This is a genomic window from Arthrobacter sp. 9E16 (assembly GCF_002929435.1).
Classification (GTDB): Bacteria; Actinomycetota; Actinomycetes; order Actinomycetales; family Micrococcaceae; genus Arthrobacter_B; species Arthrobacter_B sunyaminii.
This window is the reverse complement of sequence record NZ_PJIU01000002.1, coordinates 1,168,451-1,192,182: the sequence shown is the minus strand read 5'-3', so window position 1 is coordinate 1,192,182 and position 23,732 is coordinate 1,168,451. Positions and strand designations below refer to the sequence as shown.

Sequence of the window (23,732 nt, the reverse complement as noted above, 5' to 3'; positions counted from 1 at the left end):
TACGCTCATTGCCCGATCACACGGGTAACTAGTTGGGCTGTCTCGTGCAGCCGGCGCAATTCTTGGACGTCCACGCCTGAACCTGCCGCCGCGGCGACCAACGCCTCGATATCTGACTGCGCCAGTTCGACTGCTGTCCGGTCACGCAGCAGATCCTTGATCGCTCCGCCGCGCTGGGCGCCACGGAGCGCGATCGAAGGCGCCGACAGGATCGTCGCAGCGTCCGGTGAGTTGGCAATATCTGCGTCTTTCGATGCGAACGCCGTCTTGATCACCTCCCGCTCCACTCCGGTCAATGTCCGTTTGCCTCCTCCCTCGCCCAACCGCAGGTGAAGCCGACGGATCCGAACGACACCAGGAAGCGGCGGTGGGCAAGGGGATCGATCGTCAGAGTGCCGTTTCCGTCTATTTTCAGATCAGCGAGCACGAGCCAGGGCGAGCAGCATTCAGGGCATGGACGCGTGCCGTACTCCGCCATCCGGGATGTGCAACGGGTGGCTTCCTGCCTGTCGTCGGTGCTGTCTACGGTGCCGAATGGCACAGTCCGCCTGTTCTCGTGCCCGAACGAGTCGAAACCTTCATGGCATGCGGGCATCTCGTCGAGGATCGCGAGGCTGAATCCTTCGCTGATACGGCTGTATTCGCATTCGTCGTCGCATCCGCAGCCACACGCGCTGGACCATACCGGACGGTCGAGTCCCTCCGAATACCGGATGGCGAGATAGTAGGTTCGCTGCGGATCCCGGCGCTGCCTGACCGGCGCACACCACGGGTCCGGAGGCGGGGCGCACACATCCTCAGCGGAGGGCTTCGGGGAACGCACGTCGATGCGCACCGGACCCTGCACCGAGATTTCGTCGCCGCAGGAGGAGAGGCCGTAGCCCACACCGACAGTGAGGGACCAAGGCACCGGTTCGCCCGTTGAACGCTCCAGCGTGCGTGTCACTGTCAGCCCGCACGACACACCCCAGCCGTGCAGCATCCGGTTGTGGCGTCTGGAGCGCCCGATCACCCACTGCTCGAGGCTTTCGAGATCTGTCGGCCCGACCAGTTGGCCGGCGAACCACCTCGGGCGTTCAGAGGCGCCTGAGCTGCAATCGCCGGAGCATCCGCCGCCGCATCCAGGATCAAGACCCGTGTCGCCGAGCCCCAGTTCAACCGTCTCGTTTTGTGAACTCATCATCGTCACCTTTTTCTGGAAAGCATGCTGTCTGTGGATGGACGGTCAGGGGCGAGTGGCGGTGAAGGCCCAGTGGGCCAGCCCACCCGCGATGCCGTTGTGGAGGGTCTCGCCCTCGGTGGGCCTCTGTTGGAAAGCGGGGATGCCGTTGTTGAACGTGTCGCCGGACCAGACTCTGAAGAGGGTCTGGGAGTCGAGAATCGTTCCGCGGAAGTCCGCGTCCAAAAGCACCGCTGGGTGGTCCCGGCCGAGGGGAGACTCTGTCACGATCGGCGGAGTGGAACGGAGCTGCACGAGAATCTCGTCCCTCCCGTGCCACTCGACTTCCTCGGTGAAGCTGAAGGCGTACCGGAAAGCGCCGTCATCGAGCTCCTGCTCGTCGCTGCGGAACAGCTTGATCTGTCGGAGCCCGAAGAACGTCTCACCGTCCACTGTGGCGTGCCACACCCGCAGCCCTACATCTGGCGCTTCGAGAGCGGCATTGGCGAGCGGTCGAAAGACGATGATCTCCCGCGGGGGCGTTCGAGAAAGCTGCGCCATTCCTCCGTGAGCTCCGGCGATTCCTCGCCGAGGACCGTCGCACCGCGTGGCCAGACGGACAGTAGCCGGGGCGGTGATTCGACGAGCTTTCTCGGGCGCACCACGGCGTGCATTTCTCCTCCCGCGGTGCCATCGCCCGTCGGGAGAAAGACGGGCGGAGCGGAGATCGCGGCGCCGACGAGTCCGCCCAGACCGCCGTCGCGGTTGCCATCGGCCGGGAGGCCCCAGAGTTTGTCTCTCTGCTCCTGGCTGAGCCCGGTCGCGGCGAGTTCAGCGTCGAGGGCGAGCTGGTCCGCGCCGGCAGCCCGAATGGGCCCACCCCCCGAGGAATGGGCCATCACGACGAACACGGAGCGTTCGCTGAGGCGTTCACGGTCGAATTCGACAGAGAACGCCGCGCCATCTCCACCCGCGGGCGGTGTCACATGAGTGAGGCCGGCGCCTGAACGTTGGAGGGGCAGTCGCGAGGCCGATTCGTCGTCGAGCAGCCATACCCCGAGCCAGTCCTGCGGATCGTCCAGCCCGGTCTCGGCATATCTCGGTCGAACCCGAGTTCGAGAGTGCGGTTCTTCACGAGCTGGTCGAACGCGTCTCCGTTCTCGTCGGCGATCGGCCACAGCGCGACGATGCGCGGCGCCACGGCTGCTGGAACCGCCGCACAGCACTCCTCGACCCGTTCGGCGAGGCACAGGATAAGGTCCAGAAGCTGCCGGTTCGAACGGATGACGGTGCGCACCGCCGTCCGCGCGCTGGCGCCGCCCTCTCCGAAATCGACGGTGGCCAGAGGAATGCACTCCTCGGCACAGGCACACGAGCGCGGATCGAGACGGTCGAGAAGTTCCCTCCGGTCGACTCCTTCCTCGCCAGCCAGAAGTGCCTCGCACAGCCCATCCGGCAGGCCGACACGAGGTGACTCACCGCGGGTCACTGACACGGCGAACGCCTCGCGCACCATTGACGCGACGGCCCGTTGCGTGCCGTCGCACTCCTCAGCGGGCAGCGCTACAAGGTCGGTCCCGCACTCGCGGTAACAGAGCGCGACGGTGACCGTGCCGTCGGTGACCGTCTCGTCTGTGGGCAGTCCGCACTCGTCGGTCAGCCTCGTCACGTCCACCTCGACGTCATGCCGAACGACGATGATGCGGCCCCTGCCGTCGACCCCCACGCCCCTGCGGATGACGGGAACAACCAAGGCGACCTCGATCATCGACACGGATGCAGGCGACAGGGGGGGCGGACGGCCTGCGTGCTGATCGGGCATCGTTCCCCCGTCGCTACATTGTGATCGCGCGCCACGTCAGGTCGGTCAGCGTCAGACGAATGGTCGCGCGGCCGATGCGTCGGCGTTGATCCAGCTGTCATCGGCCGGATGCTGGTGCACCCCCATGCTTATTCCTCGCGTGATCACCTTGTCAAGGCCGGCAACGGGGGCGAAAACGGACCGGTTCATCTCCGCCAAGATTCCCGATATTTCCATGCCGCCTCGTTGAGAGTGCTGAGTGAGGAAAACTTCCTCACCGACGACAGCACGTACTACCTAAACTGAACGAGTTCGTCGGATGTGTAACTTTAGCCGAGATAAAGGACCGGGTTTAGGCGGCTGGAACCTCCGCTCTTCAAAGCAAGGACATGGGCTACCTGTCAGACTTGGCGGACTTGCAGGGCCACATTTGAAGTCTGGGAGGTTCCAGCTATGTTCATCTCGGTCAGATTCTCGTGACAACACCGGAGCAAACCGCCTACGACTTACTCAAGGGCCCGAAACTCGGCAGGACACCTCAGGAAGCGCATGCGGCAGCTGAGAACCTAGGACCGCAGAATGACCCGGCACCTGACACCTGATTTGATGTCGCGGTCACGGATCTTTTTGTCAACGCTTGATCGCCTCACGAATCGCATCATCGAGTTCGAAGATGCCGCCCCGGATTTCCTCATGCAGCGAGTAAATCTTATCGGTCTCCTTCGAACTCACCCAGTTATCCCGCGTTGGCATCTGGTCGGACTCAAGATCGGTGATGGTCGCGACAGCGAGGACCCCCCTGTCCTTATCGATCCGGCCATTCTCGTTCGTGAACCACGCTTTGACGGTGACGGCACGCGCCTCTGAGCCCGGCGTAACGAGATAGACCAACTCGGGCGACCGGCGAGCCAGAGTCTTCCGACGTGGCGCGGCCTCTTTCCGCCGCGCGGCATTTGGATAGCAGCGGCCGCAGCGCATCAGGTTGAAATCCTCGTGTGCGGCGTCGCGTACCTCATTCAGCATCGTCTCCAGGTTGCAGTCCGCGACCACGTCCTGGTTGTCGTGACGCGAGAAGTACGCCCGGTGGAGCATGCCCGTCTTGGAGAAACCAATCTTCTCTACGGGTGACTCACGTTCCGGGGCAGTCGGTTTCAGCGAAGCAGCGGTCGTAGCTTGAGTCGGTGGGTGCACTGCGTAGTCCGGCATCGGTGCACGATCGCTGGAACTGGTTGAGGACGGGGCGAAGGCAGATTTCAGCCTGTCGATGAACGAGGGCATGTTTCTCACAGTTCGAGTCAGGTAGGAACGAAGACGGTTGAGGCTTTCGCCCATAGTACGCCTTTGTCTAGATTGGATCGGTGTTCAGGTTCAGGTCGCGATCACGAGTGAGTTCGGCAATCCTGCACGCGGTCAACTCATGCGCAGCCTCACGGCATGGGTCGCTGCCAACGACATTTGGCAGCACAGAGAACTCGCGTTGCTGCTCGATATTCCCTGCTGCGACGAACAGGACGAAGTCATCCAAGCCACGATGGCGAAATGACCGCACCAGTTCTCGATCGATTAGAAGTAGCTCGCCAGAAAAACTTCGTCGCGCACGAGTCCGCCCGCCAGCGCCCATTGGGCAGTTCCCTGCTGCATGCTCTCGATGAGCTTGACACCATGCTCACATGTGACCATGCTCGTGACCACTGGTGCTGTCTTGTCTTCAGGAGCGCTCATCCACCCGTTATTGCAGGGCCCGCAGAGCACCCTGGGTTGAACAGAAAGCGTCTCCGCGACCCGCTCCCACATCCGCTGTTCTGCGTTCCTGGGGTAGGAATGTCTGCAATCGACGCAGGTAATCATTTCGCGGGAGGTGGCGCCGGAGGGCTGAACTTCGCGGACTGTACGGCAATCACATGCGCGCGAGTGACGGGGCTGGCATCGCCATCGCACAGGATGCAGCGATGCACCGCGCCATTGGCGCTGTTCATACCACAAACCGAGATTATGTCCACCCTCTAACCAGGGACCGCTGCGATGCACTTTTAGCTCCAGACCGCAGATCGAATGCCACCAGCACAGCCATGCTCGGTTACATGTGGCGGGCATGGGGAGAATGTTCTGGTGGGCTCGGAGCTGCGCCAAAAGGGGTTCAAATGGTCATTAGTCATCAAATGCAGTTTCACCGGCCGCAAATGACCGAGTACCACCGGAGGCAGTCAGTCGCCCGGTTCCCTGTAAACATAAGGGAATCCGCCAGCTTTCCGAGCTTTTCGGTATAAAAGGCGAGTTCCGTTGGGCCCTTTGCCGATTAGCGGAATGCCCGGCCTGTTCTAGTTCCCGTCGAGCGCGCCGCCGCCGAACGCGCTCCCGTCGAGGAGCCAGTTGTAGCGCAGCCGCAGCGCGCGTTCGGTGCTTGCCGCCACCGACGCCACAAAAAGTGCCGTGTTGGCCGCGGCCGAAAGGCGGAACGGGCTGGAGAGCGTGCCGATGTGATCGGCGATGGGCGGGAGCAGCATGATCTGCTCGACGATTTGCGGAACGCCGAGTACGGCGGCGACCGCCAGGATGCTTACCGATATGAAGCCAAGGGTGCGGCTCAGCGCCGGGTTGCTCGCCTCCAGACGCGCCCGCCGTCCCTCGGCGGAGACCGGATCAGGCACGAGCTGCTGCTCGGAGCCGTCGTGCCTGACATAGTGGCAGCGCTTCAGTCCGAAGCCGCTGACCTCAACCTCAATGGTTCCGCCCGGCACCGCGAATGCTGCCGGGACCATTGAAACGGCTTTGTTGACACCGTTGCGGTACAGCCTGGCGCGCACCTCACCGTCGGCATCACCCCCGGGCCGGATGTCGATGGACCAGGTCTCCGGCGCACCGCCCGCTCCGGCGAGATGCAGATGGAACAGGGAGCGCGAAAATGCCTGCCACCAGTGATATTGAGGCAGGAGATGGCCATCTCCGGGCTTCACCGCTTGCTTGGATTCCATTTTTCCTCCCGCTGTCGGTTCTTCCGCTGTCGCTTCTTCAGGGCAGCACCGCCGGTTCGACGGCGCTGCCTGAAGACCCTCGATAGTTATTCCCATGCCGGTTTTTCCCGCATACGGCCTAGACCCCGACGACGAAGGTGAGGGCGGCCCAGAGCGACACCGTGGCGACGGCAGTCCAAAGAATGATTGCCACTCCCTGCCAGAGCAGCACCCAGCCACGGGGGGTTCCGCTCGCGATGAGGATCACAGAGGTGAACTGGGTCGGGATCGCGAGGGGCCCAAGGATGCTGGCGCCGGGGACGCCGAACCGGACGAGCCACTTCGCAAAGCGCTGGCGTCCCTTTGACTCGGGTTTGGCCGACGCCGATCCTTGCACGGCAGCGGACCCTGACCCTGACCCCTGATAACCCGGAGCCGCCGGGACAAGCGTGGCGTTCCGGGTTGCCTCGGCGCGGTCCCTGTTGCGGGTTACCACGGCCGTGCGTGCGCGCGACGTGACGAGCACCACGACGAGGACGCACAGGAAGTTTCCGGTGGCGGCGGCAAGGCCTGCAACGATGGGGTTCAGGCCGCCCACCATGCCGATGACCGAGGCAACCTCGCCCTCGATGAAGGGAATGGCTCCGGCGAGCATCACGATGAAAGGACGGATGATCTCGGGTACCTGGGCGGCGAGCTCCTGAAAATTGATGATTAATTCCTGAATCGGATTCATGGTGCGGACCTCTTTCTGGTGCGGTGTGATGAAGCCTGTCCGGCTGGTACTTCAGGCTCGCACCCGCGCCGGTGCCTTCGCGTCGGCAGGGACCGCTGCCTTACCCCGGCTCCTATCTGCCCCTCGGCCTGGCCGGTTTCGTTTGCGTAGGTAAAAATTGCCTATTAGGGTGCTGGCATGCTCTGAAGGGGGCCACCGTGGATTTCCTGGGTCGGCGTGCTGAACGCGCCACGATAGACAGCGTCCTTTTACAAGCACGTACCGGTTGGAGCGGGGTAACAGTGGTGCGCGGGGAAGCGGGCATCGGAAAGTCGGAACTGCTCGAGTACGCGCGCCGTGAGGCGGGCTCCCTGGGGTTTCAAGTGATGTCAGCTGTTGGCGTCGAGTCTGAAACACAGTTCGCCTATGCGGCGTTGCACCAGTTTTGTTCGCCATTGCTTGACCACGCGGCCGCCCTGCCGGAGCCGCAGCAGACCGCCCTGGGTGTGGCGCTGGGGCAGCAGGCCGGTGCGGTGCCGGACCGGTTCCTGGTGGGGCTGGCGGCACTCAACCTGCTGGCGGAGGCGGCTGAGGAAGGGCCGCTTCTGTGCCTCGTCGATGATGCGCAGTGGCTGGATGAGGCTTCCGCCCAGGTCCTCACCTTTGTGGCCCGGCGGATAGCGGCCGAGCGCATCGTGCTGGTGTTCGCGGTGCGCGACCCCACCGACCGCGACCTGCTCCCGTTCGACGGCTTGCCCGTCATGTGCCTGGGTGGACTGGACGAAACCGACGCACGGGTTCTGCTGGCGGGGTCAGCCCATGCCCCGCTGGACGAGGACATGCGGGACCGCGTTTTGACCGAAGCGCGCGGAAATCCTCTTGCGCTGCTGGAACTGGCTGGAAACATGTCAGTGGCCTGGGTGGGCGGTTTCGAGCTGCCCGATGTGCGGGACACCACCCACCGGATCGAGGATACGTTCCGGCGCCGCTCGCACAGCCTGCCGGCCCCAACCCAACTGTTGCTGCTGACCGCGGCGGTCGATTCGACCGGAGATGTGGCGTTGCTCTGGCGCGCGGCCGAGCACCTGGGGATCGATACCGGATCTGCTGCGCCTGCGGAAGCAGCCGGACTTCTGGAGATCGATGGCCGGGTGCAGTTTCGTCATCCGCTGGTGCGTTCGGCGGTGCTTCGGGCAGCCGCGCCGCTGGACCGCCGCCGCGTTCACGGCGCGCTGGCCGCCGCCACCAATCCGGATGCCGACCCCGACCGGCGCGCCTGGCACCTCGGACAGTCCGTGCTGGGAACGGATGAGGACGCCGCCGCGGAGTTGATGCGCTCGGCTGGGCGCGCACGCTCCCGCGGCGGGCTTGGCGCCGCTGGGGTGTTCATGGAGCAGGCGTCCAAGCTGACCCCCGATCCCGCGACTCGTGCGGCCCGGGCGCTTGAAGCCGCCCAAGCAAGGCATGAGGCCGGTGGTTCCGCCGTCGCTTCGGAGCTGCTGGCTGTCGCCGCGTCCGGGCCGTTGGATGAGCTGCAGCGCGCCCGCCTCCAACTGCTGCGCGCCCAGATCGCGTTCCACCTCGCACGCGGCAGTGAAGGACAGGTTATGCTGCTGGATGCGGCCAGGGGCCTCGCTCGGTTGGATCCGGCGCTGTCACGGGAAACCTACCTCCGTGCCCTCGAAGCGGCCATGGTCACCGGCAGCTTCCGCAGCGGCAGCGGTGTGCCGGCAGCCACTGAAGCTGCCCGGGCCGCACCGGCCCCGGCCGGATCCCCGAGGCCGTTGGACCTGTTGCTCGACGGACTGATATCCCTGTTCACGCACGGATACGCCGCGGGGGTGCCCGGCCTGCGGCGTGCGTTGGCGGCGTTCGCTGACGATGGGGGAGCCGCTGACCCCATGGACACCACCGGCAGATGCCGCTGGGGCTGGCTGGCCAGCAGATCTGCGATGGCCATCTTCGACGACGAGCTGTTCCACACCCTGAGCATCCGCCACTTAAAGCTGACCCGGGAGGCCGGCGCCCTGGCCACGCTCCCGGTCGCGCTTCTGGGCAGGTCCACCATGCTGGTGCTCTCGGGCGAGCTCGCCCGCAGCGCCGAGCTGACCGCCCTCGCGGCGCCTTCCCAGGCGGTCCCCGTGCTTCACGCACGGCTCGTCAACTACGCCTGGCGGGGACGTCCGGACGAGACCGCTGAAATCCACGCGGCCATCCTTCAACGAGCCGCCGGAGATGCGCACGGCACCGAGGATTCCCTGGCCCAGTACGCCATTGCGGTGCTGCACAACGGACTGGGCAACTACGACGCGGCTTTTACCGCGGCGGCGCTCGCCTATGAGTCCGAAGCGCTGAGATATCACAACCTTGCCCAGGTCGAACTCATCGAAGCGGCATGCCGTTCCGGCCAGAACGAGAGCGCGGCCCCTGCGATCGAGGATCTCGCCGTCCGGGCCCTTGCCAGCGGCACGCCGTGGGGACTCGGACTGGCGGCACGTTCACGTGCCTTGACCAGCACGGGACCGAAGGCTGAGGAACACTACCGCGAAGCCATCAGCCAGCTCGGGCAGTGCCGGATCGCCACCTACCTCGCCCGCACCCACCTTGTCTACGGCGAGTGGCTGCGCCGCGAAGGGCGCCGCTATGACGCGCGGGAACAGCTCCGTACCGCGCACGGGCTGCTGCTGGACATGGGTGCGGACGCGTTCGCGAACCGTGCCGCCCGCGAACTGCGGGCCACCGGCGAGCACCCCCGCAAGCGGAGTGTCCAGCCCACCGATTCCCTGACCGCCCACGAGCTGCACATCGCCCGCCAGGTGGCCACTGGTGCCACATCCCGGGAAGTCGCCACGCAGCTCTTCCTCAGCCCGCGCACGATTGACGCCCACCTGCGCAGCATCTTCCGCAAATTGGGCATCAATTCGCGCCGGCAGCTCCGGGAGCTGCCCCTTCCCTGAAGTCCGCTTTCCCTCCGGCGCACTCCTTGATGAAGGCGCCATCACCGCAGTGTGGGATCAGTTCGCGGATCTGGGAGCCCTGGAGCGGCACGCCATCGATACATCCCCGGACACCCCGCAGGCGACGCTGGCGAGAGTGCGCGAAGCAGTGGCCAGCGGAGCGTTCCTGCTAAAAGAGCTGGACCCCTGACAGCTCAGCGCGCCAGCATCGTGACATCTTGGAGGACTTCGCCCATCCGCCCCTGAAACTGGTGTCCGCCGCTGTCATGCCGGCGGATGAGCGCATGCGGCAGCCGCGACGCGTGGCGGTCGATGTGTTCAACGGGCACGACGTCGTCGTCCCTGCAGTGGTGGAGGAGCAGCGGCAGATCCGCCGGCAGCTGGGCGGCGATCGGCAGGGAGTACTCCGCCTGCCAGCCCTCGGAGCCCCAGAACGGCATGGCCAGCAGGACCAGCCCCCGGGGCGGGGGCTCCCCGGGCTCATCCGAGAAGTGCAGCAGGGCCATTGACGCGCCGAAGGAATGGCCGACGATAACCGGTGCCGGGCCGAGAGTGCGGAGCTGCCGGTCCAGCTCCCGTCGCCAGGCCGCGGCCGACATGTCCTCATCGGAAAATTGGGGCGCCAATACCGATACTCCCGGGATGCTGCGCAGCTCGGCGGCCATCGGCTGGTCGTCCGTCCAGCCTCCGGCCCCGTGAATGAAGAGGATTTCCATGGGTTCTCCTTTCAGGCGGGTCCCGGTCCGCTAGCTGGCGGCCCGGGCCAGCTCCTCTCGCAGGTCCGTGGAGGGGGTGTGCAGAAGCGTTTGAAAACCCTGCTGCTTCGCAGCGGCAATATTTAGCGAGTTGTCGTCAATGAAGACAATGTCCCCGGGCCGCGCGGCCAGGTCGGCGGCAACATGCTCAAAGATCCGCGGATCGGGTTTCATCATCCTCAGCTGCGCGCTGAAGTACAGTCGGGAAAAATACCGGGGCCACGCGGACTCGGCGGTGTAGCGGCGTGACATGGCGTTCGGCATGTTTGAGAGCAGAGCCAGGGACGCACCCTCCTCCCTGAGCGTGTCCAGGACCGCCAGGGTGTTCGGATTGAGGTGGGACCACTGGGCTGCGTCGAGGGTTTCCAGCTTCCTGAGTTCGTCGGCGCCGGGAGCCCGGCCCAGGACCCCGGCCCAGTACTGCTCCGGGGTTGCTGTCCCGGCGTCGAAGTCTGCGCGGTGTGCCCAGTACGGGCTCCCCGGCGGCTGGAGATCCAACCCCGTTGCCCGGTGCAGGGCCTGCCAGTCGTCAGGCTCTGGCTCCGTGGAAATCACCATGCCGTAGTCGAAGAGGTACCACAGCCCGGGGCGGGACAGCCGGCTCATCTAGGCCGCCAGGTCTCTGCGCATCAGCCACCGCGTAAGCCCGCCGGATTTCGACGCCGTCTCCACCACGCGTTCGAAACCGGCGGACTCGAAGAGCCCCGTGGTTCCCACGTACGCCAGCGCGGAGCTGATGCGTACGCCGTCGGGGTCCACCGGGTAGGCCTCCAGCGCCGGGGCTCCGGACGCCCGCGCGTACGCGACGGCGCCGTCGAGTATGCGGGCGGCCAGGCCCTGCCGGCGGAACCGCGGCCGAATGACGAAGCAAATGATGCTCCACACGGGGGCGTCATCCACCGTGGGGATGGTGCGGGAGCGTGTCAGCCGGTGATGGGATGCCCGGGGGCTGACCGAGCACCAGCCGGCGGGTTCGCCGTCCACGTAGGCAATGACACCCGGAGGGGTGCCTTCTTCCGCGAAGCGGCGCAGCCGGGCGGGGCGTTCCTCGCCCGCCAGAGCGTTGAACTCGCCGCCGGGGATCCGGTAGCTGAGGCACCAGCATGCGGCGGAATCGGATTTGCCTGGGGAGAGGACCGCGGAGACATCATCGAAGCGGCCGGTTGTGGCCGGAAGGACCTCGATCATGGAAGCTCCTTGTTCGACAGGCAGTACGGCTACGTCGCCGAGCATAACCCGGCCCCGGCCCCGCAGTCCGGTTTTGGTTGCCCGGCGGGCCTCTGTTTGAAGAATCTGCTGTGCAATGCGAGGGCCTCCTGCGCCGAAGCTGACCGTGCCCGTCCTGCCGTTCAACGCGGCGGATACACACAGCAGCCGTACTGCCGACGGAACAATGCGCGGCAAAGGCTCGTCCCGGATCGCCAGGCCCCTTACCCTTGGTAACGCCACCCCACCCCAGGAAAGCCCGTCGGATGAAACGCGGACCCGCCATGGAACGACGACGACGCGCGGCCGGAGCTGCCGTCCTTGCCGCCGCGCTGACGCTGGCGGCGGCGTGCAGTTCCGAGCCGGCCGGGCAGAGCAGCACGACTGCCGGGACGGCGTCCACGGAAACCGTCACCACCGGTCTGGACGCACCGTGGTCGGTAGCCTTCCACGACGGCACCCCGCTGATCAGCGAACGCGGCTCCGCCCGCATCCTTGAGCTCGACGCCGAAGGAAACGTCCGCGGCATCGGCACGATCGGCGGTACAGCCGGCGGGGGAGAGGGCGGTCTGCTAGGCATCGCCGTGCAGGACGGCTTCATTTACAGCTACGCCACCGCGGGCGGCGAGAACCGCATCGAACGCCGGGAACTCACGGGGAGCAAGGGTTCACTGGGACTCGGGCCCGCCGAGGCCATCCTTGGCGGGATTGCGGCAGGCCCCGTCCACAACGGCGGACGTATCGCGTTCGGCCCGGACGGAATGCTCTACGCCACCACCGGGGATGCCGGAAACCGCGGCAGCGCGCAAGACACCGAATCCCTGTCCGGAAAGATCCTGCGGCTGACACCTGACGGGGCCGTACCGGAGGACAATCCCTTTCCCGGTTCGCTTGTCTACAGCTACGGACACCGCAACCCGCAGGGCATTGCCTGGGACGCGGAGGGAACCCTGTATTCCAGCGAATTCGGGCAGAACACCTGGGATGAACTCAACGTGATCGAGGCAGGCGGCAACTACGGCTGGCCCGAGGTCGAGGGCATGGCCGGCCGGGACGGATTCATTGACCCCGTCCAACAGTGGAAACCGGCTGAGGCCAGTCCCAGCGGGATAGCCGTCGCTGAGGAATCCATCTTCATCGCAAACCTGCGCGGGGAGCAGCTGCGCGAGGTGCCGATGGCCGATCTCCGGACCTCCACCGGATACTTGACTGGTGAACACGGGCGGCTGCGCGACGTCGTGACGACCCCCGACGGTTCCCTGTGGGTGCTCACCAACAACACGGACGGCCGGGGCAGGCCCGGACCCGACGATGACCGGATCCTGCATGTCGGCGTCGGCGGCTGATACCGCAGTCCGGCGGCTGGTTGCGGAACCGATGGAACTCGCCGATGTCCGGTACGGGTCAGCGGGCACTTCGACCAGCAGCGTGGGGCAGCTCACAATATGTCGCCGGGCAGGTGGAACCACCGTCTGGTTGGGTAGGCTCAAGGTTCCGAAAGAAATCTCAACAAGGGGTTGGTGTGTCCTAAGCTGTGCGCGCGGTTTTGCCGCCCGGGCCCCGATCCCCTCCAGCGGAGAAAACGACGGCGGAACAACGCCGTGGCCCTGTCCGTCTTGCTGACCGGACTCCTGATCACCATGGTCCTCGGCGTGGCGGTTGGCCCGGTGTGGATTGACCCCCTGAACGTGGCACGGGTGGTCTTCAGCCATCTGAGCGGTGTCCGCATGCTGGGGCCGGACCCGGTGGCCGACGTCGTTGTCTGGGACGTGCGCCTGCCGCGAGTGTTGATGGGGGCGGCGGTTGGAGCAGGCCTGGCTGTCTGCGGCGCCGCTCTGCAGGCAATGGTGCGCAACATGCTCGCCGACCCCTATTTGCTGGGCATCAACTCCGGTGCCTCCAGCGGGGCCGCGGCCACCATTCTCTTCGGTGTCGGCGCCTGACTGGGCCAGCATGCCCTGGCTGCCAGCGCCTTCCTGGGCGCCCTGGCGGCGTCGCTGCTGGTTTTTGTGGCGGCGCGTGCCGCCGGACGGATCACCTCGGTGCGCCTGCTGCTGGCCGGGGTGGCGGCCGGGTACGCGCTGTCGGCTCTCACCAGCTTCCTGATCTTCTCCTCCGGGTCGGCCGAGGGTGCCCGCTCGGTGATGTTTTGGCTGCTCGGCTCACTCGCCCTGGCCCAGTGGGGGACCGCCGCTGGCTGCGCTGGGGCTCGTAGTCGTCTTCACAACCGCACTGCTGGCGCTTTGGGCCCGCCGCCTCGATGCCCTGGCCATCGGAGATGAAACAGCCCTGGCCCTGGGCATCCGGCCCACCCGGTTCCGCACCCAGTTGCTGGTCCTGGTGTCCCTGTGCATCGGGTTCGTCGTGGCCGCTTCGGGAAGCATTGGGTTTGTCGGCCTGGTCATCCCGCATTTGGCCCGCCGCCTGGTGGGCGCCGCGCATGCCTGGTCCGTTCCTGCCGCCGCCCTCCTGGGCGCAGCGTTCCTCCTCTGGGCAGACCTGCTCTCGCGGATGCTGCTGCAACCGCGGGAACTGCCCATTGGCATTGTTACAGCGATGCTGGGGGCGCCGTTCCTGCTCTATCTACTGCGCCGCCTGGGTCCCGCGGCATGACCGGTCCCGCCAGTATCAGGAGAAGCATCATGTCCCGTTCCGCCCGTACCCGTTTCCTCGCCGCTGCCACTGCGCTCGCCGTTGGGCTGGCCGGCTGCGGCACGGAGGTCTCCGATGGTGCGCCGGCCACCGGAGGGAACTATCCGGTTACCGTGGAGAACTGCGGCATGGAGGTCGTGTTTGAGCAGCGCCCGGAACGGGGCGTGCTGCTGCGGTCCGCCGCGGTGCCGTACCTGCATGAGCTGGGAGTGCTGGACGACTTCATTACGGCGCGGGCCGGCGCCTACCCCCGCGGCTATTACGACGACGAGACCTGGGCTGAGCTGGAGCGGATTCCCATGCTCAGCGATGAGCTGGATACGTCAGGCCATCTGCAGATCTCCAAGGAAGCAGTCCTGGCGCAGGAGCCGCAGATTGTGCTGGGCGGGGCGGTGAACCTCGGCCGGGACGCCTTGGAAGCCGCCGGCGTCCCGCTGATGGAAGAACCCGGTTTGTGCCCGGTTCCGCCGGCGAACCCCTCCTTTGATGACATCTTCGAGCAGATGCGCACCTACGGCAGGATCTTTGACGCCGGTGCGCAGGCGAAGGCCGCCGTCGCCCGCCTGGAGGCGCAGCTCGATGATGTGTTGGCGGACGTCGATCCCGGCGAGGACCGCACCGCCGCGGTTCTGTATCCGACGGTCGGCGGGGGAGTGCCGTATGCCTACGGCACGTCGTCCATGGCGCATCCGCAGCTGGAGGCAGCCGGCTTCACCAACGTTTTTGCAGACGTCGACGAGCGGGTCTTCGAAGTCACCGCGGAGGAACTGGTGGGCCGCAACCCCGACATCTTGATCCTGCTCTATTCCGACGGCGACCCGGCGGAGGTAAAGGCTGCCCTCACCGGCGTGAACGGAGCTGCAGCGATGAGCGCGGTCCAGCAGGACCAAATTCTGGTGCAGCCCTTTAAGTTCACCGAACCCTCGGGGCCGCTGGTCATCGACGGACTGGCCCGCATCGTGGAGCGCTTCCAGTTCCCCGAGCAGGTTCAGTGGTGATATCCGCAGGCGGAGTGGGATTCGCCTTCGGCGACCCCACCGTGCTGCACGGCGTCGATTTTGACGCCCCGCAGGGACAGGTCCTCGGCCTCGTGGGGCCAAACGGCTCGGGCAAGACCACGCTGCTGCGCACCCTGTACGCCTCACTGAAGGCATAACGGGGAACTGTGCTCATCGACGGGGATGACCTCACCGCGCTGCCGGCGCGGGAAATCGCCCGGCGGGTCGCCGTCGTGCAGGAAGTCCCGGGGGAGCTGCCGCTGCTGGTGTCGGACATGGTGCTCCTGGGGCGGACACCGCACTGCTCCGGGTTTGGCCGCGGCGGTGCCGGTGATGAGCAGGCGGCCGCCGCGGCCCTGGCTCAGGTCGGCGCGCTCCATCTGGCCGCCGAAGCCTTGACAACCTGTCGGGCGGGGAGCGTCAGCGGGTGCTCATCGCCCGTGCCCTGGCGCAGGAAACCACCCATTTGCTGCTGGACGAACCCACCAACCACCTGGATGTGCGCTACCAGCACGAGGTGCTCGATCTGTGCGGTCCCTTGCCTCGCGGCACGGACGGACCGTCATTGTTGTCCTCCACGACCTCAACCTTGCGGCCGGCTACTGCGACCGGATCCTGCTTCTGGAATCCGGCCGGGTGGTCGCCGCGGGCACGCCCCGGGAGGTCCTGGCGCCGGAGCACCTGGAACCCGTCTACGGAGTCAGCGTCCACCGCCTCGAACTCGGGGACGGATTTCAGCTGGTCTTCCGGCCGCTACAGCAGGGATGACTCGTGCTTTGCATAGTCGTAGTGCGGCAGCGGCGCTCCGGCGCGCAGGGTCTGCGCCAGATCGGCGTCGGCAAGGTGCAGCCGTCCAATGGCGATGAGGTCAAATTCATCGGCCGCCAGGCGGCGCAGGAGCTCGTCGCGGTTGTCCAGGATCGGGTTGCCGCTGCTGCGCCGGTCCTTGATAGCGGAGCCGATGCCGACGCTGCCCACAGCCATGCTGCTCGCCCCCGTGAGCTGTTTTGCCCAACCTGCCAGACTCAGGTCGCTGCCCTCGAAGGCCGGTGCCTGGAAACGGCGGGCGCTCGCGTCAAGGACGTCCACTCCTGCTTCCACCAGCGGACGCAGGAGTGCGCCAAGCTCCTCCGGGGTGTTAGCCAGACGTGCACCGAAATCCTGCTGCTTGTGCTGGGAGAACCGGAAGAAGATGGGCAGCTCCTCGCCGATCTCCTCCCGAATGGCCCGGACAACCGCAGCGGGGAAGGCAGCGCGGCGTTCCGCGTCACCGCCCCATTCGTCATCCCGCCGGTTCGTGTCTGCCCAGAGGAACGCGTCCAGCAGGTAACCGTGGCCCCCGTGCAGGGCAATGCCGTCAAAGCCGGCGTCAACGGCGCCGCGCGCGGCCGCCCGGAAGGCTTCAATGACACTGTTGATGTCTGCGGTTGTCATGGCGCGGGTAACGGGCTCGGAGGCACGGACATAATCATCGGAATAGGTGGTGATTCCGGGTGTTCCCCACAGGCCGGAGGGCCGCATGGGGGTGACTGCCGGGCTTCCGCCCATCGCACCCCACAGGGGTCCCACATGCCACAGCTGCGGGATGATGCGTCCTCCGGCCTCGTGCACGCTGTCGACGACGGAACGCCAGCCGTCCAGCGCAGTAGACGCGAACATGTTGGGCACCGAGGCATGGTCAACCGAAGCCGGGTGGTCAATCGCCACCCCCTCGGTGATGATCAGCCCCGTGCCGCCCTCAGCCCGGCGCCGGTAATACCGGGCAACCTTCTCACCCGGGACCCCGCCGGGGGAGTGGGTGCGGGTCATCGGGGACATGACGATCCGGTTGCGCAGGTGCAGTGACCTCACGCTGAACTCGCGGAACAGCGGGTCTGCTGCGGCGCTGAATCCGGCTTCGAGGGAATCGTGGTTCGCGGTCACAGCGCTGCACTTCCTGCCTTGGCGAGCATTTGCCGGGAGGCGGCGCGGCCGTCCAGCAGTGAGTTGGTGCGTGCGGTGACCTTCCAGCCCGATCCGGTGCGGGCCAGCTCCCAGCGGTTTGCGGAGAGCCGGTCCACGTAATAACCCGGATCAGTGCCGTCCCGGTGCCGCACCAGCATCGAGTAACCGGTGGCGACGGCGGTGTCGCCGGACACACGGATATCCGGAATGCCCAGGAAATGGCTGGAGCCCTCCGCGATGATCTTCTGGTGCGAGGGCCCGTGCACCATGCCGCGGAAGTCCTCCGGTCCGGTCAGCGTTGCCTCGCCGTCACCGAGGCTGTAGGTGTAGCTGCCGTCCCCGGTCCACAGTTCAGCTACGGCGTCAGCGCTGCCGCTGTCGACGGCAGGACCGTAAGCGGCGAGCACGCCGAGTATCTCTTGGTGATCTTCCAAGCGTTGGATGCGCTCCTGGAGCGCGGCAATCCCGGTCAGTGGACTCATCAGTTATTCCCCTTCGAATTCCCTTTAGCTTGTATCTAATATCACCAGTGGCTCGAGATGCAAACAAGCGCTTGACCGGGAACGAGAGGAACGTGGAATGAGCGGTTTCGAGAAGTACGGACCCTGGGCACTGATCGCCGGCGGGTCGGAGGGCGTGGGCGCCGCGCTGGCGCACGAGCTGGCCGGGCGGGGCCTCAATGTGGCCCTCGTGGCGCGCAAGCCCGGGCCCCTCGCAGAGGTAGCTGCCTCCGTCCGCGCAGCCTACGACGTCGAAGTCCTCGCCATTGAGCAGGACCTGCTCGCCGAAGGTGCCGTTGATTCGATCGCCGAGCGCCTCGGGGACCGCGAGGTGGGCCTGCTGGTATCCAATGCCGGCGCCAACACCTACGGCAGCGAGATTGTGACGTCCGACGCGGACCGCGCCCAGATGGTTATCGATCTGAACATCACGGTCACTGCCGCCCTGGTCCGCCGGTTTGGCCTGCCGATGCAGGAGCGGCGGCGCGGGGGCATCATGCTCACCGGTTCGCTGAGCGGCTTCGCGGGGGCCGCAGGAATCGGCTTCTACTCCGCGGCGAAGGCTTTCGTGCACAACTTTGCCGAGGCACTGTGGGTGGAAATGCGTCCCTACAACGTTGACGTCCTGGAGCTGTGCCTGGGCCTGACCCGCACGCCCGCCATGGAGCGTCTCGGCTATCAGTTTGACGCCCCCGGCGTGCGGGCGTCCGACCCTGCTTCCGTGGCCCGGGAGGTTTTGGATCACCTCGGCGACGGACCCAGCTGGTACCCGGACGGTTTTGGCGACGACGCCGAGAAACGCTCTGCCCACCCCCGCGGTCCCATCGTCGAGGCCGCAAACGCGCACTACCGCTCACCCGCGGCCTAATTGCCCATCGGTCCAGCCTGGACCACAAGACATACCCGGATCCACAACATAATAAGGAGAAACGCATGGCACCCCGCCCCACCTATGATCCCGGTCCCACGATTGCCCACGCAGGCGGCATCAACATCGGCACCCCGGACCTGCAGAAGTCCCTGTGGTTCTTCCGTGACATCTTTGGCATGGAGGTCACCGCGGAGGACGACGGCGTTGCCTACCTGCGCGGATACCAGGAGCGGATCCACCACTCCCTGGTACTGACGCAGCAGGACGAGGCGCGGATCAACACCATGAGCCTGCGCGTCAGCCGTCCCCAGGACGTGGAACTGTTCCATGACCAGTTCGTGGAGGAGGGCATCGAAGTGCGCCAGCTCGGCGCCGGCACGGAACTCGGCCGCGGCGAGGCCGTCCGGCTTCTCCTGCCGGGCGGCGGACACCCGCTTGAGCTCTACTACGGTATCGAGCGTCCGCTCGCGCCGGAGGGGATGCGCTCGAAGCTCTTCGGGAACAGCTCGATCCGGCGGGGCCTGGGTGTCCAGCGGATCGACCACCTCAATATTCAGACCAGTGTCCAGAATATGGCGCAGGCAGAGGGATGGCTGCGTGAATCACTGGGGATGAAGCGGCGCGAGGCAATGGTGCTGCCGGATAATCCGGACGTTCCGTATGTCTCGTGGCTGTCCGTGAATTCCAAACTGCACGACATCGCGATCGGATCGTCCCAGACCGGCGAGGACGCACAGTTCCATCATGTCGCCTTCGCCCTTGAGAACATGCACGATGCCCTGACAGCGGTGGATCAGCTGCGGGATCTGGGCATCCAGATTGATGCGGGTCCGGGCAAGCACGGGGTCGGACAGGCCATGTACCTGTACGTCCGCGACCCGGGCTCGGGTTACCGGATTGAGCTTTACTCCGGCGGGTACCCGTTCTTCGACCCGGATCACGAGCCGCTGGTATGGGAGCCCAAGGACATGACGTACGGAATGACCTGGTACGGGGACAATCCCCTCGTCCATGCCGACACGTCCAGGTACCAGGAGACCATGCCCGTCGCAGGCCTGGACTTGAAGACGCTCATTAACGACTAACACGGCAGTCATCCGTACCGGGGCGCCGGCGCTGAAAGGCGGCCGCAGGCGCCCGGCGGCATCAGCGCAGGTGAGGCGGGGTTCCTTCATTGGGGCCCCGCCTCATTGGCATCCCGGGCATTCCACCCCGGCTGCCCGCGCTGTCACTGTTCGCCATGTAAGTGTTTCCGGCTTCGGGGCCGCAATCCCCGTAGTACGCTCAGTGCCGGGAACGCCCGCCAACAGGTAGGCTAGGACAGCCGGTACGGCAAGAATTTGTCAGCAGAACTGTGCGGCCAGCCAGCAAGACAATTGGTTGGCCGCATCTTTTGGGGAGGATGGAACATGGCGCGCGAGGACAACAACGCCGGCCACAGCGGAGAACGGCGTGAATTGGGCGCCGAGGACACCACTACAATCAGTCTGCCGCCGCAGAGCGATACGACTGTCGAGCCCAAGCTCAGCACAGATGAACGGGCTGCAGTTGCCGCACTGCCTGCAGGGTCTGCACTGCTGATCGCGCATTCAGGACCCAACAGCGGAGCAAGATTCCTCCTGGACCAGGATGTGACAACAGCCGGGCGCCATCCAAACGCGGATGTGTTCCTTGATGACGTGACGGTCTCCCGCAAGCATGTGGAGTTCCGCCGGTCTCCCGAGGGATTCCGCGTGGTGGACTCGATGAGCCTGAACGGCACCTACGTGAACAATGACCGTGTGGATTCCCTGCTGCTGCGTACGGGCAACGAGGTCCAGATCGGCAAGTTCCGGCTGACTTTCTACGCTGCACGGCCAACAGCCGCAAAGCAGTAGGAAACACCGGCACAGAAGTGTCCGGCCGGACGTCCACGGGAACACTGAGGGAACAGGTACCAGGTATGTCAGCTTCACAGCCCATCAGGCGGACCCTTGGCACGGGGAACGAGCGCCTGCGCGGCCGTGTGCTCAATATCGGGGAGGTGCTGGGTGAACTCAGCACCGATTTCCCCGGAATCAGCGCGTCCAAGATCCGTTTCCTGGAGGAAAAGGGTTTGGTGACGCCGCAGCGGACGGCAGCCGGTTACCGGAAATACACCACGGCCGACGTCGAGCGGCTGCGGTTCGTTTTGGCGCTGCAGCGCGACCAGTATCTGCCGCTGAAGGTCATCAAGGACTATCTGGACGCCATTGACCGGGGAGAGCGCCCCGAATCGCTGCCCGGCGGCATGTCATTGACTCCGCGTGCGGTGTCCGAGCAGCTGGCGGGGGAGCTCTCCGCACGTACGCTCGCCCGCGGGCTGACCTTCAATGAGCTCGTAAGGGAATCCGGTGCATCGGCTGATTTGGTGAAAAGCCTCGCCAATTACGGCCTCATCGCGGCTCCCGACAACAGTTCAGAGAACGGTCTCTACGACGAACATGCGTTGAAGGTTGCACGTGCCTGCGCGAAACTGCAGTCCCACGGGATTGAGCCCAGGCACCTGCGTCCGTTCCGGGCCGCGGCCGACCGTGAACTGGGGCTGGTTGAAAGCGTGGTGGCACCGCTGGCTTCCCGGCGCGATGTTGCGTCCAAAGCCCGGGCCGCGGAGACAGCCCGGGAAATCAGTGATCTCTGCCTCAACCTGCACAGTGCCCTGGTGAACGGGCACATCGCACGAATGGAAAGCTGAAGAGCATGCGCGAAGTCGAAGTTGTGGGCGTGCGGATCGAACTCCCGTCCAACCAGCCCCTCGTGCTGCTCAAGGAGATCAACGGTGAGCGCCACCTACCGATCTGGATCGGGGCCCCGGAGGCCAGCGCCATAGCCTTCGTTCAGCAGGGAATCGTTCCTCCGCGACCCATGACCCATGACCTTTTGGCCTCGGTGGTGGTTGCGCTGGGTCGCACTGTCAGTGAGGTCCGGCTCGTCTCCGTCGAGGACACGGTCTTTTACGCCGAGCTTGTTTTCGATAACGGCGTCACTGTGAGTTCCCGGGCATCCGACGCGATTGCAGTGGCCCTGCGGGCCCCCTGTCCCATCTTCTGCGCTGACGCAGTCCTTGACGAAGCCGGGGTGCGGATCGCTGAGGCAACAGACGAGGATCCCGCAGAGGAGGAACAGGAGAACGCCGAGCAGGAACTGCGTCAATTCCGTGAGTTCCTGGCGGACGTTGAACCCGAAGACTTCGAGCGCTGAGCCGACACGCCTTGAGAAAAAGAGCGGGCATCTTTGACCTTGGACGTGGTCAGATCTAACGTCGAAGCATAGAGTTCCCAATGCACGGATCTCCGCTCTTCTCACTCCCGGGTTTGGCCCATGATTTAGCCCATGGTTTATTCACATGATCTATTCGTGGTTTCTTCCCTTGAGCGGCTCAGCGGGGCACACTGAAGATGGTCGTTCCCGTCGTCTCCGCGTCCCGTGCGGACCCCCCACCGGGAACCGCTACAAGGAGGCACAAGTGAGTCCGAAAGGCAATGCCGGCGAGCACATCCACGCCGCTGCGCCGGGCAAGGTTCCCGGAGCCCAGGGCTTGCTGTTCACCGAGGATTTGCCCGTTCTCGACGAGGACGCCGGCTACCGCGGTCCGACAGCCTGCAAGGCGGCCGGGATCACCTACCGCCAGCTCGACTACTGGGCGCGTACAGGCCTCGTGGAACCCGCTGTGCGGGGTGCCGCGGGCTCAGGTACGCAGCGGCTCTACGGATTCCGCGACATTCTGGTCCTCAAAGTTGTCAAACGACTCCTGGACACGGGCGTTTCCCTCCAGCAGATTCGAACTGCCGTTGAACACCTGCGTGAGCGCGGTGTCGAAGACCTGGCCCAGATCACGCTGATGAGTGACGGCGCCAGTGTCTACGAGTGCACCTCGGCAGACGAAGTTATCGACCTGGTGCAGGGCGGACAGGGCGTTTTTGGAATCGCCGTTGGACGCGTCTGGCGCGAAGTCGAGGGAAGCCTGGCCCAGCTGCCCAGCGAGCACGTGAGCGAGCACGAGTTTCCCGGGGATGAACTGAGCCAGCGCCGGACTGCCCGCAAGATCAGCTAAACAGGCCGGATTCCGCAGGACGGGCACGTTTCAGACGGTGCCTGTTGCTGCTTATTTCTTACTGACTTATTCCTTACAACTAACGCCGCCGGCCCTAAGGGGCTGGCGGCGTTATTTGATTAACTCCAACAGGCAGGCGGGTAGTCACCCGGCGGGTACTTAGCCCGCCCGGCGGATAACGCGGTTGCGGACGCTGCCGGTTTCCACGATGTTCTTCAGCAACGCATCAAAGGTGCCTGCGGCCTGCTTGGCCGATTCCCCGGGCCAGTGGTGCACGGAATGCGCAGCCCCCTGGATCTGCTGCCAGTTGGCCTGCTCCGCAATAGTGGGGCTCAGCAACAGATCGCCGAACATCTGCTTCATCTCGGCGAGCCGGAAGGTGTGCTCGTTGGAACCGGACCGCACCCGGTTGGCAATGATCGCCGCAGGGGCAAGGTTGGGGGCGAATTCCCTGCGGAACAGTTCCAGTGCCCGCATTGTCCGTTCTGTTCCTGCTACGGAAAAGAGTCCGGGTTCCGCCACCAGCAGGACACGGTTGCTGGCCGTCCATGCCATGCGCGTCAGGCCGTTCAGTGACGGCGGGCAGTCGATGAGGACCAGTCCGTAGCCGCTGACACGGGACAGGAGGGTGGAGAGGCGTTTGAGGTCCCTGCGGCCCAAATCCGGGCGGTCATAGATGCCGGAAAACGCGGACCCCATGGCGACGTCAAGGACAGGGCGGTGTTTGGGATCGGAGTTCTTGGCACGCCGGTCAGTAGCCACCCAGCCGCTGGGAACAACGTTGTCCCCCAGTTGGGCGCGCCGGGAGTTCTTGAGCATTTCGCCGATGCCGGGTTTGTCTGCCGCTGTGACGCCCAGGCCGGTGGTCGCATCCGCGTGCGGATCCAGGTCCACTACGAGGGTGGGTATTCCTGCTGCCAGTGCAGCCGACGCCAGCCCAAGCGTCACGGAAGTCTTGCCCACGCCGCCCTTCAGACTGCTGATGCTCACTACTTGCACTTGTTGAACCAAAACCTAACGTGTCTAGGGATCACGAGCGGGGCCCTTGTGAGGCTGCTGTCTCATTCTATGTGACGCCCGGAGGTAACTCCTGCAGCGCTGGTTTTGCAGGGTGGCGGAGAATAGGCAGAATACTTACGGTGATCCGGAAC

The 23,732-nt window shown here is 65.3% G+C and carries 29 protein-coding genes and 1 pseudogene; 14 read left to right on the top strand and 16 right to left on the bottom strand.

The features are described from left to right. Positions 1 to 5: 5 nt before the first annotated feature. The 9 genes from CXR00_RS12270 to CXR00_RS12225 form a co-directional block, all read right to left on the bottom strand. Entirely contained in the window at positions 6 to 296 is a 291-nt protein-coding gene (locus CXR00_RS12270) for a hypothetical protein (protein ID WP_146068495.1), read from the bottom strand. Next, positions 293 to 1,180 carry a hypothetical protein gene (locus CXR00_RS12265; RefSeq protein ID WP_146068494.1) on the bottom strand — a complete coding sequence of 296 codons (888 nt, stop codon included), beginning with the start codon at positions 1,178 to 1,180 and terminating at the stop codon, positions 293 to 295. Before CXR00_RS12265 ends, CXR00_RS12270 begins: the two co-directional genes overlap by 4 nt. 45 nt (positions 1,181 to 1,225) lie before the next feature. Then, positions 1,226 to 1,720 carry a hypothetical protein gene (locus CXR00_RS12260; RefSeq protein ID WP_104054738.1) on the bottom strand — a complete coding sequence of 165 codons (495 nt, stop codon included), beginning with the start codon at positions 1,718 to 1,720 and terminating at the stop codon, positions 1,226 to 1,228. A gap of 421 nt (positions 1,721 to 2,141) precedes the next feature. Then, a complete protein-coding gene (locus CXR00_RS12250; RefSeq protein WP_146068493.1) occupies positions 2,142 to 2,933 on the bottom strand; it encodes a hypothetical protein in 792 nt (263 codons plus the stop codon). A 657-nt stretch (positions 2,934 to 3,590) separates the two neighbouring features. After that, positions 3,591 to 4,292 (bottom strand): hypothetical protein, encoded by a 702-nt coding sequence (locus tag CXR00_RS12245; RefSeq protein WP_146068492.1) that lies wholly within the window; start codon positions 4,290 to 4,292, stop codon positions 3,591 to 3,593. 13 nt (positions 4,293 to 4,305) lie between these two features. Beyond that, on the bottom strand, positions 4,306 to 4,485 hold the full coding sequence (locus CXR00_RS18055; RefSeq protein ID WP_146068491.1) for a hypothetical protein: 180 nt from the start codon (positions 4,483 to 4,485) through the stop codon (positions 4,306 to 4,308). Positions 4,486 to 4,523: 38 nt separating this feature from the next. Then, positions 4,524 to 4,682 (bottom strand): hypothetical protein, encoded by a 159-nt coding sequence (locus tag CXR00_RS18275; protein ID WP_181035548.1) that lies wholly within the window; start codon positions 4,680 to 4,682, stop codon positions 4,524 to 4,526. A gap of 596 nt (positions 4,683 to 5,278) precedes the next feature. After that, positions 5,279 to 5,932 carry a hypothetical protein gene (locus CXR00_RS12230; RefSeq protein WP_104054732.1) on the bottom strand — a complete coding sequence of 218 codons (654 nt, stop codon included), beginning with the start codon at positions 5,930 to 5,932 and terminating at the stop codon, positions 5,279 to 5,281. A gap of 118 nt (positions 5,933 to 6,050) precedes the next feature. Next, positions 6,051 to 6,647, bottom strand: a complete 597-nt coding sequence (locus CXR00_RS12225; protein ID WP_104054731.1) for a small multidrug efflux protein — start codon at positions 6,645 to 6,647, stop codon at positions 6,051 to 6,053. A 197-nt stretch (positions 6,648 to 6,844) separates the two neighbouring features. On the opposite strand from CXR00_RS12225, the gene CXR00_RS12220 reads away from it, so the two are divergent. Together CXR00_RS12220 and CXR00_RS18270 are read left to right on the top strand one after the other, a co-directional pair. Continuing rightward, positions 6,845 to 9,583 carry an AAA family ATPase gene (locus CXR00_RS12220; RefSeq protein WP_219816007.1) on the top strand — a complete coding sequence of 913 codons (2,739 nt, stop codon included), beginning with the start codon at positions 6,845 to 6,847 and terminating at the stop codon, positions 9,581 to 9,583. 49 nt (positions 9,584 to 9,632) lie between these two features. Beyond that, positions 9,633 to 9,773 carry a hypothetical protein gene (locus CXR00_RS18270; protein WP_181032538.1) on the top strand — a complete coding sequence of 47 codons (141 nt, stop codon included), beginning with the start codon at positions 9,633 to 9,635 and terminating at the stop codon, positions 9,771 to 9,773. A 4-nt stretch (positions 9,774 to 9,777) separates the two neighbouring features. On the opposite strand, the gene CXR00_RS12215 is transcribed toward CXR00_RS18270, so the two are convergent. The 3 genes from CXR00_RS12215 to CXR00_RS12205 are packed head-to-tail and all read right to left on the bottom strand — an operon-like array spanning position 9,778 to position 11,526. Beyond that, entirely contained in the window at positions 9,778 to 10,299 is a 522-nt protein-coding gene (locus CXR00_RS12215) for an alpha/beta fold hydrolase (protein WP_104054730.1), read from the bottom strand. A 30-nt stretch (positions 10,300 to 10,329) separates the two neighbouring features. Beyond that, positions 10,330 to 10,944: an HAD family phosphatase gene (locus CXR00_RS12210; protein WP_104054729.1), complete on the bottom strand. Its 615-nt coding sequence runs from the start codon at positions 10,942 to 10,944 to the stop codon at positions 10,330 to 10,332. Continuing rightward, a complete protein-coding gene (locus CXR00_RS12205) occupies positions 10,945 to 11,526 on the bottom strand; it encodes a GNAT family N-acetyltransferase (RefSeq protein WP_104054728.1) in 582 nt (193 codons plus the stop codon). 284 nt (positions 11,527 to 11,810) lie between these two features. Here CXR00_RS12205 and CXR00_RS12200 point away from each other — a divergent pair, with 284 nt between their 5' ends. The 5 genes and pseudogenes from CXR00_RS12200 (at position 11,811) to CXR00_RS18590 (ending at position 15,352) form a co-directional block, all read left to right on the top strand. Further along, the gene (locus CXR00_RS12200) at positions 11,811 to 12,890 is read left to right on the top strand and encodes a sorbosone dehydrogenase family protein (protein ID WP_219816006.1); all 1,080 of its coding nucleotides are present in this window, start codon (positions 11,811 to 11,813) and stop codon (positions 12,888 to 12,890) included. Between the two features lie 294 nt (positions 12,891 to 13,184). Beyond that, positions 13,185 to 13,826, top strand: a pseudogene (locus CXR00_RS18790) (FecCD family ABC transporter permease). Beyond that, complete coding sequence (locus tag CXR00_RS18735; RefSeq protein ID WP_308470501.1) at positions 13,738 to 14,157, top strand: iron chelate uptake ABC transporter family permease subunit; 420 nt, start codon at positions 13,738 to 13,740, stop codon at positions 14,155 to 14,157. The pseudogene CXR00_RS18790 and the gene CXR00_RS18735 overlap by 89 nt, the downstream one beginning before the upstream one ends. A 29-nt stretch (positions 14,158 to 14,186) precedes the next feature. Continuing rightward, positions 14,187 to 15,194, top strand: a complete 1,008-nt coding sequence (locus CXR00_RS12190) for an ABC transporter substrate-binding protein (RefSeq protein WP_104054727.1) — start codon at positions 14,187 to 14,189, stop codon at positions 15,192 to 15,194. After that, the gene (locus CXR00_RS18590) at positions 15,188 to 15,352 is read left to right on the top strand and encodes an ABC transporter ATP-binding protein (protein ID WP_258060410.1); all 165 of its coding nucleotides are present in this window, start codon (positions 15,188 to 15,190) and stop codon (positions 15,350 to 15,352) included. The genes CXR00_RS12190 and CXR00_RS18590 overlap by 7 nt, the downstream gene beginning before the upstream one ends. On the opposite strand, the gene CXR00_RS18585 is transcribed toward CXR00_RS18590, so the two are convergent. After that, entirely contained in the window at positions 15,338 to 15,574 is a 237-nt protein-coding gene (locus CXR00_RS18585) for a hypothetical protein (protein ID WP_104054726.1), read from the bottom strand. The genes CXR00_RS18590 and CXR00_RS18585 overlap by 15 nt on opposite strands. Positions 15,575 to 15,722: 148 nt before the next feature. Between CXR00_RS18585 and CXR00_RS18580 the strand changes: the two genes are divergently transcribed. Then, positions 15,723 to 15,962 (top strand): hypothetical protein, encoded by a 240-nt coding sequence (locus CXR00_RS18580; RefSeq protein ID WP_104054725.1) that lies wholly within the window; start codon positions 15,723 to 15,725, stop codon positions 15,960 to 15,962. Here the strand turns inward: CXR00_RS18580 and CXR00_RS12170 are convergent. Beyond that, positions 15,948 to 17,117: a 12-oxophytodienoate reductase gene (locus tag CXR00_RS12170; RefSeq protein WP_104054724.1), complete on the bottom strand. Its 1,170-nt coding sequence runs from the start codon at positions 17,115 to 17,117 to the stop codon at positions 15,948 to 15,950. The genes CXR00_RS18580 and CXR00_RS12170 overlap by 15 nt on opposite strands. Beyond that, the gene (locus CXR00_RS12165) at positions 17,114 to 17,620 is read right to left on the bottom strand and encodes a nuclear transport factor 2 family protein (RefSeq protein ID WP_104054723.1); all 507 of its coding nucleotides are present in this window, start codon (positions 17,618 to 17,620) and stop codon (positions 17,114 to 17,116) included. Before CXR00_RS12165 ends, CXR00_RS12170 begins: the two co-directional genes overlap by 4 nt. Before the next feature lie 97 nt (positions 17,621 to 17,717). Between CXR00_RS12165 and CXR00_RS12160 the strand changes: the two genes are divergently transcribed. The 6 genes from CXR00_RS12160 (at position 17,718) to CXR00_RS12135 (ending at position 22,581) form a co-directional block, all read left to right on the top strand. Further along, positions 17,718 to 18,506 (top strand): SDR family oxidoreductase, encoded by a 789-nt coding sequence (locus CXR00_RS12160; protein ID WP_104054722.1) that lies wholly within the window; start codon positions 17,718 to 17,720, stop codon positions 18,504 to 18,506. Between the two features lie 65 nt (positions 18,507 to 18,571). After that, positions 18,572 to 19,594: a VOC family protein gene (locus tag CXR00_RS12155; protein ID WP_104054721.1), complete on the top strand. Its 1,023-nt coding sequence runs from the start codon at positions 18,572 to 18,574 to the stop codon at positions 19,592 to 19,594. A 324-nt stretch (positions 19,595 to 19,918) separates the two neighbouring features. Further along, complete coding sequence (locus tag CXR00_RS12150; RefSeq protein ID WP_104054720.1) at positions 19,919 to 20,386, top strand: FHA domain-containing protein; 468 nt, start codon at positions 19,919 to 19,921, stop codon at positions 20,384 to 20,386. 65 nt (positions 20,387 to 20,451) lie between these two features. Continuing rightward, on the top strand, positions 20,452 to 21,222 hold the full coding sequence (locus CXR00_RS12145; RefSeq protein ID WP_104054719.1) for a MerR family transcriptional regulator: 771 nt from the start codon (positions 20,452 to 20,454) through the stop codon (positions 21,220 to 21,222). Positions 21,223 to 21,227: 5 nt separating this feature from the next. Next, positions 21,228 to 21,728 carry a bifunctional nuclease family protein gene (locus CXR00_RS12140; RefSeq protein ID WP_104054718.1) on the top strand — a complete coding sequence of 167 codons (501 nt, stop codon included), beginning with the start codon at positions 21,228 to 21,230 and terminating at the stop codon, positions 21,726 to 21,728. A gap of 265 nt (positions 21,729 to 21,993) precedes the next feature. Next, on the top strand, positions 21,994 to 22,581 hold the full coding sequence (locus tag CXR00_RS12135) for a MerR family transcriptional regulator (protein WP_104054717.1): 588 nt from the start codon (positions 21,994 to 21,996) through the stop codon (positions 22,579 to 22,581). A 159-nt stretch (positions 22,582 to 22,740) separates the two neighbouring features. Here the strand turns inward: CXR00_RS12135 and CXR00_RS12130 are convergent, their stop codons facing one another. Further along, positions 22,741 to 23,580: a ParA family protein gene (locus CXR00_RS12130; RefSeq protein WP_104054716.1), complete on the bottom strand. Its 840-nt coding sequence runs from the start codon at positions 23,578 to 23,580 to the stop codon at positions 22,741 to 22,743. Positions 23,581 to 23,732 lie beyond the last annotated feature (152 nt).

Coding starts and splice junctions, on each gene's coding strand:
- CXR00_RS12225 (WP_104054731.1), bottom strand. CDS start 6,647: ATGAATCCGATTCAGGAATTAATCATCAATTTTCAGGAGCTCGCCGCC.
- CXR00_RS12165 (WP_104054723.1), bottom strand. CDS start 17,620: ATGAGTCCACTGACCGGGATTGCCGCGCTCCAGGAGCGCATCCAACGC.
- CXR00_RS12190 (WP_104054727.1), top strand. CDS start 14,187: ATGTCCCGTTCCGCCCGTACCCGTTTCCTCGCCGCTGCCACTGCGCTC.
- CXR00_RS12230 (WP_104054732.1), bottom strand. CDS start 5,932: ATGGAATCCAAGCAAGCGGTGAAGCCCGGAGATGGCCATCTCCTGCCT.
- CXR00_RS12215 (WP_104054730.1), bottom strand. CDS start 10,299: ATGGAAATCCTCTTCATTCACGGGGCCGGAGGCTGGACGGACGACCAG.
- CXR00_RS18585 (WP_104054726.1), bottom strand. CDS start 15,574: ATGGAGCGCGCCGACCTGAGCCAGGGCCGCGGCGGCCGCCTGCTCATC.
- CXR00_RS12210 (WP_104054729.1), bottom strand. CDS start 10,944: ATGAGCCGGCTGTCCCGCCCCGGGCTGTGGTACCTCTTCGACTACGGC.
- CXR00_RS12160 (WP_104054722.1), top strand. CDS start 17,718: ATGAGCGGTTTCGAGAAGTACGGACCCTGGGCACTGATCGCCGGCGGG.
- CXR00_RS18275 (WP_181035548.1), bottom strand. CDS start 4,682: ATGAGCGCTCCTGAAGACAAGACAGCACCAGTGGTCACGAGCATGGTC.
- CXR00_RS12155 (WP_104054721.1), top strand. CDS start 18,572: ATGGCACCCCGCCCCACCTATGATCCCGGTCCCACGATTGCCCACGCA.
- CXR00_RS12205 (WP_104054728.1), bottom strand. CDS start 11,526: ATGATCGAGGTCCTTCCGGCCACAACCGGCCGCTTCGATGATGTCTCC.
- CXR00_RS12140 (WP_104054718.1), top strand. CDS start 21,228: ATGCGCGAAGTCGAAGTTGTGGGCGTGCGGATCGAACTCCCGTCCAAC.
- CXR00_RS12245 (WP_146068492.1), bottom strand. CDS start 4,292: ATGGGCGAAAGCCTCAACCGTCTTCGTTCCTACCTGACTCGAACTGTG.
- CXR00_RS12260 (WP_104054738.1), bottom strand. CDS start 1,720: ATGGCGCAGCTTTCTCGAACGCCCCCGCGGGAGATCATCGTCTTTCGA.
- CXR00_RS12150 (WP_104054720.1), top strand. CDS start 19,919: ATGGCGCGCGAGGACAACAACGCCGGCCACAGCGGAGAACGGCGTGAA.
- CXR00_RS12265 (WP_146068494.1), bottom strand. CDS start 1,180: ATGAGTTCACAAAACGAGACGGTTGAACTGGGGCTCGGCGACACGGGT.
- CXR00_RS12200 (WP_219816006.1), top strand. CDS start 11,811: ATGAAACGCGGACCCGCCATGGAACGACGACGACGCGCGGCCGGAGCT.
- CXR00_RS12145 (WP_104054719.1), top strand. CDS start 20,452: ATGTCAGCTTCACAGCCCATCAGGCGGACCCTTGGCACGGGGAACGAG.